Annotated in this window: 14 protein-coding genes; 10 read left to right on the plus strand and 4 right to left on the minus strand. The window is 33.3% G+C overall.

Annotation, left to right across the window (positions count from 1 at the left end; genetic code table 11):
- The first annotated feature begins 54 nt into the window (after window positions 1-54).
- Window positions 55-429: a putative periplasmic lipoprotein gene (locus FLACHUCJ7_RS08710; protein WP_180908624.1), complete on the plus strand. Its 375-nt coding sequence runs from the start codon at window positions 55-57 to the stop codon at window positions 427-429.
- A gap of 149 nt (window positions 430-578) precedes the next feature.
- Here FLACHUCJ7_RS08710 and FLACHUCJ7_RS08715 read toward each other — a convergent pair whose 3' ends face one another.
- Entirely contained in the window at window positions 579-1,010 is a 432-nt protein-coding gene (locus FLACHUCJ7_RS08715; RefSeq protein ID WP_078229209.1) for a tellurite resistance TerB family protein, read from the minus strand.
- 168 nt (window positions 1,011-1,178) lie between these two features.
- Between FLACHUCJ7_RS08715 and FLACHUCJ7_RS08720 the strand changes: the two genes are divergently transcribed.
- Genes FLACHUCJ7_RS08720 through FLACHUCJ7_RS08740 form a run of 5 tightly spaced genes read left to right on the plus strand, consistent with a single transcriptional unit; the run spans window position 1,179 to window position 4,498 of the window.
- On the plus strand, window positions 1,179-1,772 hold the full coding sequence (locus tag FLACHUCJ7_RS08720; protein ID WP_180908625.1) for a HupE/UreJ family protein: 594 nt from the start codon (window positions 1,179-1,181) through the stop codon (window positions 1,770-1,772).
- Window positions 1,773-1,776: 4 nt separating this feature from the next.
- Window positions 1,777-2,208, plus strand: a complete 432-nt coding sequence (locus tag FLACHUCJ7_RS08725) for a deoxycytidylate deaminase (protein WP_078229211.1) — start codon at window positions 1,777-1,779, stop codon at window positions 2,206-2,208.
- A complete protein-coding gene (locus FLACHUCJ7_RS08730; RefSeq protein WP_031455254.1) occupies window positions 2,208-3,785 on the plus strand; it encodes a S41 family peptidase in 1,578 nt (525 codons plus the stop codon). The genes FLACHUCJ7_RS08725 and FLACHUCJ7_RS08730 overlap by 1 nt, the downstream gene beginning before the upstream one ends.
- A gap of 18 nt (window positions 3,786-3,803) precedes the next feature.
- Window positions 3,804-4,169 (plus strand): nuclear transport factor 2 family protein, encoded by a 366-nt coding sequence (locus tag FLACHUCJ7_RS08735; protein WP_180908626.1) that lies wholly within the window; start codon window positions 3,804-3,806, stop codon window positions 4,167-4,169.
- Between the two features lie 17 nt (window positions 4,170-4,186).
- Window positions 4,187-4,498, plus strand: coding sequence for a hypothetical protein (locus FLACHUCJ7_RS08740; protein ID WP_078229214.1), 312 nt, complete (start codon window positions 4,187-4,189; stop codon window positions 4,496-4,498).
- A 123-nt stretch (window positions 4,499-4,621) separates the two neighbouring features.
- Here the strand turns inward: FLACHUCJ7_RS08740 and FLACHUCJ7_RS08745 are convergent, their stop codons facing one another.
- The 3 genes from FLACHUCJ7_RS08745 to FLACHUCJ7_RS08755 all read right to left on the minus strand — a co-directional run bounded on the left by FLACHUCJ7_RS08745 (window position 4,622) and on the right by FLACHUCJ7_RS08755 (window position 6,110).
- Window positions 4,622-5,227, minus strand: coding sequence for an FAD-dependent oxidoreductase (locus FLACHUCJ7_RS08745; protein ID WP_078229215.1), 606 nt, complete (start codon window positions 5,225-5,227; stop codon window positions 4,622-4,624).
- Window position 5,228: 1 nt separating this feature from the next.
- A complete protein-coding gene (locus tag FLACHUCJ7_RS08750; RefSeq protein ID WP_031455258.1) occupies window positions 5,229-5,429 on the minus strand; it encodes a hypothetical protein in 201 nt (66 codons plus the stop codon).
- Window positions 5,430-5,531: 102 nt separating this feature from the next.
- Window positions 5,532-6,110, minus strand: a complete 579-nt coding sequence (locus FLACHUCJ7_RS08755; RefSeq protein WP_078229268.1) for a MarC family protein — start codon at window positions 6,108-6,110, stop codon at window positions 5,532-5,534.
- A 314-nt stretch (window positions 6,111-6,424) separates the two neighbouring features.
- Here FLACHUCJ7_RS08755 and FLACHUCJ7_RS08760 point away from each other — a divergent pair, with 314 nt between their 5' ends.
- The 4 genes from FLACHUCJ7_RS08760 (at window position 6,425) to FLACHUCJ7_RS08775 (ending at window position 12,172) form a co-directional block, all read left to right on the plus strand.
- Window positions 6,425-6,994 (plus strand): DUF3109 family protein, encoded by a 570-nt coding sequence (locus FLACHUCJ7_RS08760; protein ID WP_078229216.1) that lies wholly within the window; start codon window positions 6,425-6,427, stop codon window positions 6,992-6,994.
- Between the two features lie 370 nt (window positions 6,995-7,364).
- Entirely contained in the window at window positions 7,365-8,342 is a 978-nt protein-coding gene (locus FLACHUCJ7_RS08765; RefSeq protein ID WP_031455261.1) for a ribonucleotide-diphosphate reductase subunit beta, read from the plus strand.
- 266 nt (window positions 8,343-8,608) lie between these two features.
- On the plus strand, window positions 8,609-10,999 hold the full coding sequence (locus FLACHUCJ7_RS08770) for a ribonucleoside-diphosphate reductase subunit alpha (protein WP_180908627.1): 2,391 nt from the start codon (window positions 8,609-8,611) through the stop codon (window positions 10,997-10,999).
- Window positions 11,000-11,188: 189 nt separating this feature from the next.
- A complete protein-coding gene (locus FLACHUCJ7_RS08775) occupies window positions 11,189-12,172 on the plus strand; it encodes a KilA-N domain-containing protein (protein ID WP_180908628.1) in 984 nt (327 codons plus the stop codon).
- The last annotated feature ends 13 nt before the right edge of the window (window positions 12,173-12,185 follow it).

A 12,185-nucleotide genomic window follows, 5' to 3' on the forward strand; every position in this document is an offset into this window, starting at 1 on the left:
TTTCTAAACGCAACCTTTTTACATTTTCAATATCTTTTAAGTAAAATAAACCTTATGAAAAAAATATTGATTTTAGTTATCATGGTTCTGGCTCTATTTGGCTGTTCTAATGACGATTCGTCCGAATTAAGAATTCGATTATCGAATGCGAGTAAATTTAATTTTCAAAATATTACAGTAAATACTTCAACTGGAAATGTGAGTTTTGAGAATGTAAGTTCCGGGCAGAATACGACATACAAAATATTTGCAAAAGCATACAGTTATGCATTTGTTGAGTTAGAAATTGACGGAAAAACGTATACATTGCAGCCTATTGATTATGTTGGAGAAACACTTCTAAAAAAAGGAAATTATACATATGAGATTACTGCAAATGACTCTCAGGAACGATACGGAAAATTGGGTTTGAAATTAATTAAAGATTAAAATACCAGAATTCATTTTTTATAAAATGAATTGTTGAAAATTAAAATACCAAATTATATTATATTTAATAATTCATGAATCTGGATTTAACAAAAAAACCCGACAAGTTTCAAATTTGTCGGGTTTTATAATTTAGTCTGAACTAAATATTATTTGTGCATGTGTTGCATTTCATAAACAAAAGTATCGCCATCTACTTTTTGATCGACTAGTGACAATGCTTTTGCAATAATATGATTTACATTGCCCGGAGTAAATCCTAAAGCAATTCCTAATTTTTTCAACATTACTTCCTGTTTGTCTTCAAGATGATGATCAACATGTACCATTCTGGTTAAATCGTATAAACGTTCTAATCGCTGAACATGTAAGTAAGGAGGGTTAATAGGGTATTTTAATGGATCGTTTAGTATTTCTTCATACTCAGTTTCTGAAATCTCTAAACGTGAAGCTAATTTATCCAAGAAATTTTTTTCTTCGGGATGTACAATTCCGTCTGCTAATGCTACACGAACAATAGCTGAAAAGTGACCTTTATTTCTTTGTTTGAATTCGCTATCAAATAAATCTGAAAATGACATAATTAAAAGGGTTTTATTAGGCAAAGATATATTTTATTTTAAATTATTAATTTTAAAGTTCTCATAAAATTTAACTTATTTTTATCCGTTCAATGAATAAGGGCTTTGTTTAATTTTCAAAATAAATCGTAAGTTTACAAGCCCAAATTAATTAATACAAGTAACCTCATGTCAGAATTTTGGATTTATTTTCAGATAGGTTTAAAGCATGTTTTAGATATTCATGCGTATGACCATGTGTTGTTTTTAATCGCTTTAACAACTCCGTATGCTTTTAAGGACTGGAAGAGGATTTTATTACTCGTTACGCTGTTTACGGTTGGTCATACATTAGCATTGTTGCTTTCTGTTTTTGGAATTATTGCAGTGAAAGCAAATCTCGTAGAATTTTTAATTCCAATTACAATTTTGGCAGCAGCAATGTTTAATCTCTTTACAGCCGGTAAATCCTCTAAAAACGAAAGTGTTAATTTAGTGTTTTTTCTGACCTTGTTTTTTGGGATTATACACGGACTTGGGTTTTCAAATTATTTTAAAACCATTTTAGGAGGAACTCCTTCTTCAAAATTAGTACCTTTATTGGAATTCGCTCTTGGAATCGAAGCTGCGCAACTGATAGTGGTTTTTGTGGTTTTGATACTGTCCTATATAGTACAGACAGTATTTCGTTTTTCAAAACGTGATTGGGCACTCGTGATGTCAGCTTTTATAATCGGTGTTGTAATTCCGATGATTGTAGAGAGTCCAATTTGGAACAGATAAAATAATGGAAATAAAAAAATTAAATAAATACGATAAAGCATATTTGCGAATTGCAAAAGAATGGGGTTCATTATCGTATTGTAAGCGTAAAAAGGTTGGTGCAATTATCGTAAAAGACAGAATGATTATTTCTGATGGTTACAATGGTACACCATCCGGATTTGAAAATTGCTGTGAAGATGAAGATGGATTAACACGCTGGGATGTTTTACACGCTGAAGCGAATGCTATTTTGAAAGTAGCCAGATCAACACAATCGTGTGAAGGAGCGACCTTATACATTACGCTTTCGCCCTGCAAAGAATGCAGTAAACTAATACATCAGTCTGGTATAAAAAGAGTAGTGTATCAGGATGGATATCGTGATGATTCCGGAATTCAGTTTTTAATAAAAGCCGGTGTAGAAGTAGAACATATTCCTTTTTTAGAAGAATAATGAAATTCAATCCAAAATATTTGCCAATTATTATCGGAGCAACTTTTGCTCTTGGAACAGTTCTCGGAAGCCTTATGAATGCTCCTGTTGAGGATCAGTTTTTGGCAAAAAATTACTCTAAAACCAAGCTGAATAAACTAATTGATTTTATCAATAATGAGTATGTAGATAGTGTTAACACGGATTCGATTGTAAATTTGACTGTAGATAATATTTTGTCCAAATTAGACCCGCATTCTGTTTATATTCCGCCTAGTGAACAAGCAGAAGTTGCCGAAAGTATGAAAGGTGATTTTGTAGGTGTAGGAATTAATTTTTATATGTATAAAGATTCTGTAGCCATTATAAAACCTGTTGAAAACGGTCCTTCGGCAAAAGCCGGAATAAAATCTGGAGATCGGATTTTATATGCCGGAAAAACAAAATTATATGGCAGAAAATTGCCTTCTGATAGTTTGTTTTCTAAGTTAAAAGGGATAAAAGGTTCTGAAATCGAATTGACAATTTTTAGGAAATCTGAACAAAAGAAATTAAAGTTTAAAATCAAGAGAGATGTAATCCCGCTAAAAAGTGTTGATGCTTCTTTGTTGCTTGACAATAAAACAGGTTACATCAAAATCAATCGTTTTGCCGAAACAACTTATGATGAGTTTAAGGCTGGTTTATCAAGATTAAAACAAAAAGGCATTCAGTCGCTGGTAATCGATCTTCGTGATAACGGCGGTGGTTATATGGAAGAGGCTGTGGCTATTGCCGATGAGTTTTTGAAAGACAAACAGCTGATCGTGTTTACCAAAAACAAAAATGGGACTACCGAAAAAACATACGCAACCAAAAGTGGAAGTTTTGAAACCGGAAAAGTAACGGTTTTGATTAATGAAAACAGTGCTTCGGCAAGTGAGATTCTGGCTGGTGCTATTCAGGACAACGACCGTGGAACTATTGTAGGAAGACGTTCTTTTGGAAAAGGTTTAGTGCAGCGCGAAATGGATTTCAATGATGGTTCCGCTGTTCGGTTAACTGTGGCGAGGTATTACACCCCTACCGGAAGATCTATTCAAAAACCGTATGCTAAAGGAAACGAAGAATATTATAAAGAATCTGAGGCAAGAATAAAATCAGGTGAGTTATATGCAAAAGACAGTATAAAAGTGGCCGATTCTTTAAAATTTAAAACACCAAAAGGGAAAATAGTATACGGAGGTGGCGGAATCGTTCCTGATGTTTTTGTGCCAATGGAAGCAGAGCACGGCAATGAAAATGTAGCTTACTTGCTGCAAACAGGAGTTGTAGGCCATTTTGTCTTTGAAGAACTGGATAAAAACAGAAATGCTTTCGCAGGACTTCATTTTAATGCGTTTTTGGACAAAATGAAAAAGTCTGATGTTTATTTTAAGAAATTCAAAAACTACATTTTTATGACCGGCCTGGATCTTAAGTTAGATAAAACCAAAGATTTGGTCAATCGTTATATTACTGCCGAGTTTGCCCGACAATTATACGGAGAATTGTATTATTATGATGTAATTTTAAAAGAGGATGCCATGATTAAAAAGGTTCTGAATGTAAAGAAATAATCTTCTAATTTTTTTATAATGAAAACAGAAACTATTGTAAATGCTGAAATCGAACTTCTGACAGCTGTTAAAAAAGCGGATGTTTTAGTTTTAGAAAAGATGTTGCACGACGATTTGCTATTCAATTTGCCGGACGGAAATACTATTACTAAAGAATTCGATTTAGATTCCTATCGCTCAGGTAAAATAAAAATTGATTCACTGGAAGCTTCAGATCAAATTATCAATATAATTGGTGATACTGCTGTGGTTGCTGTGACCGTTTCTTTAAAAGGAGCTTTTAATAATAATCCGATAAGTGGCCTTTTTCGTTACATCAGAGTCTGGAAACAATTTGATGAAAGTTTAAAAATAATAGCAGGAAGCTGTGTAGCCTTACAATAAATAATAAAATAAAAAACATGAAAAATCTAATAAAAATAAGCTTTCTATTCGTTTTAATGACTTTTGTGGCTTCTTGTGCCTGTATGAAAGATAAAAAGACAGTTTCAGGAAAAGTTGAATCTATTGAGAATGGTAAGGACGGTTATACGGCTAAAATCAATACAGCTAAAAATGAAGTTTATTTTGCAACAGTTAGTATTGTGAATGTTGGCGGGCCGGAAAACTTCAAAAGTTTTAAAGAAGGAGATGAGGTTTCGGTACAAGGAGAAATCTGGAAAGCCGAAAATGAAAATCATATTAAGGTAGCCAGGATTATTTCGGTTAAATAAAATTTTAGAAACCTGGAGAAAAAAATAAAACCTTTAACAAATTAAGTTTATTTACCATTTTTGCTAAATAAACTTAATTTGTTAAAGGTTTGTAATTTTATAAAGAAACTTATTTTTGAAATTTTATCGAATACTGTCATGTGCATGAGTCTGCGCGCCATTATTCCATAAAGTAAGAATATCAGTGGCAACAGCAGCACCGCTTCCGGCAGCAATAGCCAGCTGACTTCTCCAGCCTGCCAAAGTTCCAATAACATAAATGCCATCGGCTACTTTATGATCGTCATTTTTAAGCTGGATACGTTGTTTTTCGGGTAAGGCTTTTTTGTGTGGTTCAACATATTGCATCAAACCTTCGATGTCAAAAGTATTCGCAGAGCCTATTCCTATTACAATGGTTTTTGTCTGGTAACAGTTTTTATTTGTAGTTACCGTAAATTCAGGATACATCCCCTCAATTTTAATTACTTTCTCATTTGGAATCTGAGAAATGTGTGGATATGTCTGAGTTAAATCTTCTGTGCTTTCAGATAATAATTCGGAACCTAATTTGCCTGGTTTTATGCCGTAAGCGTTGTAAAAAATAGCTTCTTGTAACGAAGAATTTTTTTGATGTGTAAAAATTCCGATTTTTTTATCGGTAACAAAAGCTTTGTTTTTAGCAGAACCTAATACGAGAGCACAGGACATGCCAGAAACCCCTCCGCCAATAATTAAAACATCAAACATATTATCTGCCGTTTGTTTTTTCTTCGATACTTTTCGAAATTCTAAAAATTAAAAGAATTAAAACGGCACAGAATGAAGCGGCAATTCCAATTAAAGCTACTGCGCTGTCTCCCTGAAAAGGATTTTGGAAATCAAGCTGCGTAATGTTAAACACAATTAAAGCTAATGCCAAAAGCACTAAGATGGAAGTAAAGATTTTCATAAGGCTGTTTGTTTGTCTAAAATAATAAAGAAGTCCCTTTTGGATAGAAAGCCTTTGGGCTGTATTTTAGAATTTTATGATGCAAATTTATGAAAATATCCTTTAGACAAACAAACCTTTAACATTAGCAGCGAATAATTTAACAGCTATTGCTAAGAGAATTACTCCAAATGTCTTGCGGACTACACCAAGTCCGTTTTCGCCCAGTAAAGTTTCAATTTTTTTTGATGATTTTAAAACAATATAAACCAGGATAATATTCAATAAAATCGCAATAATAATATTAATGGTATGAAATTGAGATCGTAACGAAAGTAAAGTAGTCATGGTTCCTGCTCCGGCAATTAACGGAAAAGCTAATGGAACGATTGATGCTGATCCAGGTTCTTCATCACGGTAAATTCTAATACCTAAAATCATTTCCAGTGCCAGAAAGAATAATACAAACGAACCTGCTACTGCAAACGAATGTACATCAATTCCTATTAGATTCAATAGCCCTTCTCCAACAAAAAGAAAAACAATCATTATAGTACCTGCAACAAGTGAAGCTTTTTCAGATTCGATATGGCCTACTTTAGCTCGTAAATTCACAATAATCGGAATGGAACCCACAATATCAATAACAGCAAAAAGCACCATGCTTATTGTGATGATTTCTTTTAAACTGATTTCTAACATATCGTTTTGATTTTTAGGGGTTAAAAACTTTGCAAAAGTAGTTAATAAAGTTAGGTGATTTTTTGACACTATGTATTTTTGTTACAAAAACATGTTTTCGTTGTTAAAAATGAAATATTTGCAACAATGATGATTTTTGTAACATAGTTTCGCAAAGATTTTGTGCAAAGATTCACGAAGTGTTATTTTAAACATCATAAATAATAATAAAACTTCAGTGAAAGTAGTATAAACCTTTGCGAATCTCCATGCTGGATTTTTTATGTCTTTTCTTTGACTATCTTTGCACTTTATAAATTCAGTATTTTATCATCATGTTTCAATTAGGAAAAACCATTATTTCAGAAGATATTCTTGAAAAAGAATTTGTGTGCAACTTATCAGCTTGTAAAGGAGCTTGCTGTGTTGACGGGGATGCAGGTGCTCCTTTAAGTGAAGCAGAGACAAAAATACTGGAAGAAATTTATCCGAAAGTAAAACCTTTTTTGCGTAAAGAAGGAATTGCTGCAATCGAAGCACAGGGAACCTGGGTAAAAGGAACCGATGGTGATCTTGAAACGCCATTAATTGATGAAAAAGATTGTGCTTATGTAATTTTTGATGGTAAAACCGCTCTTTGTGGAATCGAACAAGCCTACAATCAGGGAATCGTTGACTGGAAAAAACCTGTTTCCTGTCATTTGTATCCAATCCGTGTGAAAGATTTTACGGAGTTCGCTGCTGTTAATTATGACAAATGGGACATTTGTGACGATGCCTGTTCTTTAGGAAAGGAATTAGAAGTTCCGGTTTATAAATTTGTCAAAGAGGCACTAATTCGCCGTTTTGGAGAAGACTGGTATTTAGAACTTGAGAAAGTTGCTGAAGAGCTAAAAAAGAGCTAAGAAATAGCTGAAAAAGGTAAAGAAATTTTTTAAAAAATATCGAATGCATAACGTGTATTTTTCACACCTATTTTGACTCAAAAAAATAAAAATTTCACTCAAAAAAAACTTTTTAAAAGAATTTAAAATACTTGCTTTTTATTCTAAAAATTCTATATTTTACGGGGGGTTAAGAGGAAATGACGGAGCCTAAGTGTCTTATTTTCAAATAATTAAATAATTGTATGAAAATCATGTCATTTATCGTAGTTGTTAAAAACTATGTCAGATTGTGAATAAGTTTGAGTTTGATTTTTGACGACAAATGACAATCTTTGTAATCGTTTTGAATAAGGGGAAATTCATTATAAAAATTAAACAAAAAACAACAATGTCACAAGTTGAACCAATACTACAAGAAAACAAGAATCGTTTCGTTATTTTTCCAATTAAACATCATGATATTTGGGAATGGTATAAAAAAATGGAAGCTAGTTTTTGGACTGCCGAAGAAATTGATTTGCATCAGGACTTGACAGATTGGAACAATAAATTAAGTGACGACGAAAGATATTTCATTAAACATATTTTGGCATTTTTTGCTGCTTCTGACGGAATCGTAAATGAAAACCTGGCTGAGAACTTTGTAAATGAGGTACAATATGCCGAAGCTAAATTTTTCTACGGTTTCCAAATTATGATGGAGAATATTCACAGTGAGACTTATTCTTTATTAATTGATACTTATGTCAAAGACGAAGCAGAAAAAGCTGAATTGTTTAATGCTTTGGAAGTATTCCCTGCAATTGGTAAAAAAGCAGAATGGGCTTTAAAATGGATCGAGTCTGATTCATTTGCTGAAAGGCTGATTGCTTTTGCTGCGGTTGAAGGAATTTTCTTCTCAGGAGCTTTTTGTTCTATTTATTGGTTAAAAAAACGTGGTTTAATGCCAGGTTTGACTTTTTCTAATGAATTGATTTCCCGCGACGAAGGTGTACATTGTGATTTTGCCGTTCACCTGCATAATCACCATTTGATTAACAAAGTTCCAAAAGAAAGAATTAAAGAAATCATTGTTGATGCTTTAAATATCGAAAGAGAATTTGTTACAGAATCTCTTCCGGTTAGTTTGATTGGAATGAATGCGACTTTAATGACACAATATTTAGAATTTGTTGCAGACAGATTATTAGTAGAATTAGGTTGTGAACGTGTTTATGGATCAGCTAATCCGTTTGATTTCATGGACATGATTTCTCTTCAGGGAAAAACCAATTTCTTTGAAAAACGTGTTGCAGAGTATCAAAAATCAGGTGTGATGAACACAGATAGTGATGCTCAGAAAATTTCATTCGATGCAGATTTTTAGACAACAAAAATATTTTAGTGTTTAACCCCAAAATAAACACTGATTAAGATTAAAATTTTATAACAAAACATTTTTAGAATCTCTTTTCCCAAATCGAAGATTCAATAATTTTCAACGCTTTTTCGGTCTGATTTCAGGTTGGAATAGGGTAGCTATTGAGAATGCTGTAATTCTCAAAAAATAATTAAAAATCACACAATGTTTAAGTGCTGGAATTCGTTTTCCAGTGACTTTAATTTTTTCAATAACACTAAAAAAGTAAGCTTATGTATGTAGTAAAAAGAGATGGCCACAAAGAGCCGGTAATGTTTGATAAGATTACAGAAAGAATCAAAAAATTGTGTTACGGGCTTAATGAGCTTGTAGATCCTGTTAAGGTAGCCATGAGAGTTATCGAAGGATTGTATGACGGAGTTTCTACATCTGAACTTGATAATCTTGCGGCAGAAACAGCGGCTTCTATGACTATTGCACATCCTGATTATGCGCAATTGGCAGCTCGTGTGGCAATCTCAAACCTGCATTCAAATACTAAAAAATCGTTCTCAGAAACGATGAAAGATATGTATCACTACGTAAATCCAAGAAACGGTCAGGATGCACCATTAATTGCTGATGACGTATATAAAGTGATTCAGGAAAATGCAGCTTTCTTAGATTCTCATATCATTTATACCAGAGATTTCAATTACGATTATTTTGGTTTTAAAACCTTAGAGCGTTCGTATTTGTTGAAAATCAATGGAAAAATCGTTGAGCGTCCACAGCATATGTTGATGCGTGTTTCGGTAGGGATTCACTTAGATGATTTAAAATCGGTAATTGAGACTTACGATTTAATGTCTAAAAAATATTTCACGCATGCAACGCCAACGTTGTTCAATGCTGGAACTCCAAAACCACAAATGTCTTCTTGTTTCCTTTTGGCTATGCAGGATGACAGTATTGATGGTATTTACGATACTTTAAAACAAACAGCAAAAATCTCGCAATCAGCAGGAGGAATTGGTCTTTCTATTCATAACGTTCGTGCAACAGGATCTTACATTCGCGGTACAAACGGAACTTCAAACGGAATTGTTCCGATGTTGCGAGTATTCAATGATACAGCACGTTATGTAGATCAGGGTGGTGGAAAACGTAAAGGAAGCTTTGCGATTTACATCGAAACCTGGCATGCGGATATCTTTGATTTCTTAGATTTAAAGAAAAACACAGGAAAAGAAGAAATGCGTGCAAGAGATTTATTCTTTGCAATGTGGACATCTGATTTATTCATGAAACGTGTGCAGGAAGATGCATCATGGACTTTAATGTGCCCTAACGAATGTCCTGGTTTATATGATGTTTACGGAGATGAATTCGAAGCAATGTACCTTGATTATGAATTTAGAGGAAAAGGTAGAAAAACGATTCGTGCTCGTGAATTATGGGAGAAAATTTTGGAATCACAAATCGAAACTGGAACGCCTTACATGTTGTACAAAGATGCCGCCAACCGTAAATCAAACCACAAGAATTTAGGAACAATTCGTTCTTCAAACTTGTGTACGGAGATTATGGAGTACACATCTAAAGATGAAATTGCAGTTTGTAACCTGGCTTCTATTTCGTTACCAATGTTTATTGAAAACGGAAAATTCGATCACGAAGCGCTTTACAATGTTACAAAACGTGTAACCCGTAACCTGAACAAAGTAATCGACAGAAATTACTATCCTGTAAAAGAAGCAGAAAACTCTAACTTACGTCACCGTCCGGTTGGATTGGGAGTACAAGGTTTGGCTGATGCTTTCATCATGTTGCGTATGCCGTTTACAAGTGATGAAGCAAAAAAATTAAACCAGGAAATTTTCGAAACATTATACTTCGCAGCTGTAACCGCTTCTATGGAAATGGCGAAAGAAGAAGGACCCTATTCTACATTTGAAGGTTCTCCAATGTCTAAAGGAGAATTCCAATACAATATGTGGGGAATGAAAGATGAAGAATTGTCAGGCCGTTGGGACTGGGCATCCTTAAGAAAAGAGGTTGTAGAGCACGGAGTTCGTAACTCATTATTAGTTGCGCCAATGCCAACAGCTTCGACTTCTCAGATTTTAGGAAACAACGAAGCTTTCGAACCCTATACATCAAACATTTACACACGTCGTGTATTGTCTGGAGAATTCATCGTAGTAAACAAACATTTATTGCATGACTTGGTAGAAAGAGGTTTATGGAATGAGACGTTGAAACAGGAAATCATGCGTCATAACGGATCAGTTCAGAATATTGATGTGATTCCGCAAGACTTAAAAGAACTATACAAAACCGTTTGGGAAATGTCGATGAAAGACATAATCGATATGTCACGCCAAAGAGGTTATTTCATTGACCAATCACAATCATTGAACTTGTTCATGCAGGATGCCAACTATTCTAAACTAACGTCAATGCATTTCTATGCATGGCAGTCAGGTTTAAAAACAGGTATGTATTACCTGAGAACAAAATCAGCAGTTGATGCGATTAAATTCACATTAAACAATGATAAAAAAGAAGAAACACCAGCTTTAGTTGCAGAAACTGAGGAAATCAATATCGAAGAGTACAAAGCAATGTTGCTAAAAGCACAAGCAGCAGGTCCTGAAGATTGTGAGATGTGTGGGTCTTAATTTTTTTAGAGAAAAGAAGATAGAATAAGGAGTAAAGATTTATTCTGAAGTTAATAGAAAGCAGTTATTGTAATGATAGCTGCTTTTTTTAAAACATATAAAGTTGTTTTTTTAAGAAATGAAGAGGTTGTAAAGATTAGTGTTGATTAAATAAAACTTAATTAATTTGTTTAAATAAATGTTGAGAGAATGAGTAAAGTGCAAAAAATTATAGTTGATAATATTCCGGTTTCTGTTTATACAAAAGATAATGAAGATTATATATGTCTTACAGATATGGTAAGCGCGAAAGAAGGAGATGCAAGGGCTGCAGATGTTATTAAAAACTGGCTTAGAAGTGTTTCTACCATAGAATATATGGGAACTTGGGAAACACTTTATAATCCAAATTTTAAAGTGGTCGAATATGACCACTTTAGAAGAAGTGCAGGTGTGCCTTCTTTTACTTTAAGTGTAAATGGCTGGGTTGAAAGTACAAATGCAATCGGTATATTTTCAAAAGCTGGTAAAAATGGAGGAACTTATGCTCATCGAGATATTGCTATGGAGTTTGGATCAGCAATTAGCTCTGTTTTTAAAATTTATCTTTACAAAGAATATCAAAGATTAAAAGAAGTTGAAAGTAATCAATATAATTTAGAATGGGATGTTAGGCGACTTATGACAAAAGTAAATTATGTTCTTCATACAGATGCAGTTCAAAAACATATTATTCCACATAGCATTTTGCCATTTGAAAAGCAGGGTATTGAATATGCTAATGAAGCTGATTTGTTGAATTTAGCACTATACGGATATACTGCGAAAGAATGGAAAGAAGCTAATACTGAACATGCAAAGGATGGTAAGAATATGAGAGATTTTTCAAGTATCAATGATTTGTTAGTTATGTCGAATTTAGAATCTCTTAGTTCTCAATTAATAAAATTAGGAACGCCTAAGAAACAAAGATTTGAATTTTTAAGAAAAATGGCTTTGGAACAACAAGAACAATTTGCAAAAGTTGATATGGTAAAATCCATTAAGAAATCAAATCCTATGACATATATTAATGCTGAAAATTTTACTCCAGATGAAATCGAATCAGAGTCTAAAAAAGATATTTTACAAGCAAGTAAAAAAAACCTTCTAGAGTTTAATAAAAGACAGAAAAAAAGTGATAATCAAGAATAATTATTAGTTTGAT

The sequence above is a fragment of the Flavobacterium salmonis genome, from assembly GCF_903819435.1.
Classification (GTDB): domain Bacteria; phylum Bacteroidota; class Bacteroidia; order Flavobacteriales; family Flavobacteriaceae; genus Flavobacterium; species Flavobacterium chungangense.

Coding starts and splice junctions, on each gene's coding strand:
- FLACHUCJ7_RS08710 (WP_180908624.1), top strand. CDS start 55: ATGAAAAAAATATTGATTTTAGTTATCATGGTTCTGGCTCTATTTGGC.
- FLACHUCJ7_RS08715 (WP_078229209.1), bottom strand. CDS start 1,010: ATGTCATTTTCAGATTTATTTGATAGCGAATTCAAACAAAGAAATAAA.
- FLACHUCJ7_RS08720 (WP_180908625.1), top strand. CDS start 1,179: ATGTCAGAATTTTGGATTTATTTTCAGATAGGTTTAAAGCATGTTTTA.
- FLACHUCJ7_RS08725 (WP_078229211.1), top strand. CDS start 1,777: ATGGAAATAAAAAAATTAAATAAATACGATAAAGCATATTTGCGAATT.
- FLACHUCJ7_RS08730 (WP_031455254.1), top strand. CDS start 2,208: ATGAAATTCAATCCAAAATATTTGCCAATTATTATCGGAGCAACTTTT.
- FLACHUCJ7_RS08735 (WP_180908626.1), top strand. CDS start 3,804: ATGAAAACAGAAACTATTGTAAATGCTGAAATCGAACTTCTGACAGCT.
- FLACHUCJ7_RS08740 (WP_078229214.1), top strand. CDS start 4,187: ATGAAAAATCTAATAAAAATAAGCTTTCTATTCGTTTTAATGACTTTT.
- FLACHUCJ7_RS08745 (WP_078229215.1), bottom strand. CDS start 5,227: ATGTTTGATGTTTTAATTATTGGCGGAGGGGTTTCTGGCATGTCCTGT.
- FLACHUCJ7_RS08750 (WP_031455258.1), bottom strand. CDS start 5,429: ATGAAAATCTTTACTTCCATCTTAGTGCTTTTGGCATTAGCTTTAATT.
- FLACHUCJ7_RS08755 (WP_078229268.1), bottom strand. CDS start 6,110: ATGTTAGAAATCAGTTTAAAAGAAATCATCACAATAAGCATGGTGCTT.
- FLACHUCJ7_RS08760 (WP_078229216.1), top strand. CDS start 6,425: ATGTTTCAATTAGGAAAAACCATTATTTCAGAAGATATTCTTGAAAAA.
- FLACHUCJ7_RS08765 (WP_031455261.1), top strand. CDS start 7,365: ATGTCACAAGTTGAACCAATACTACAAGAAAACAAGAATCGTTTCGTT.
- FLACHUCJ7_RS08770 (WP_180908627.1), top strand. CDS start 8,609: ATGTATGTAGTAAAAAGAGATGGCCACAAAGAGCCGGTAATGTTTGAT.
- FLACHUCJ7_RS08775 (WP_180908628.1), top strand. CDS start 11,189: ATGAGTAAAGTGCAAAAAATTATAGTTGATAATATTCCGGTTTCTGTT.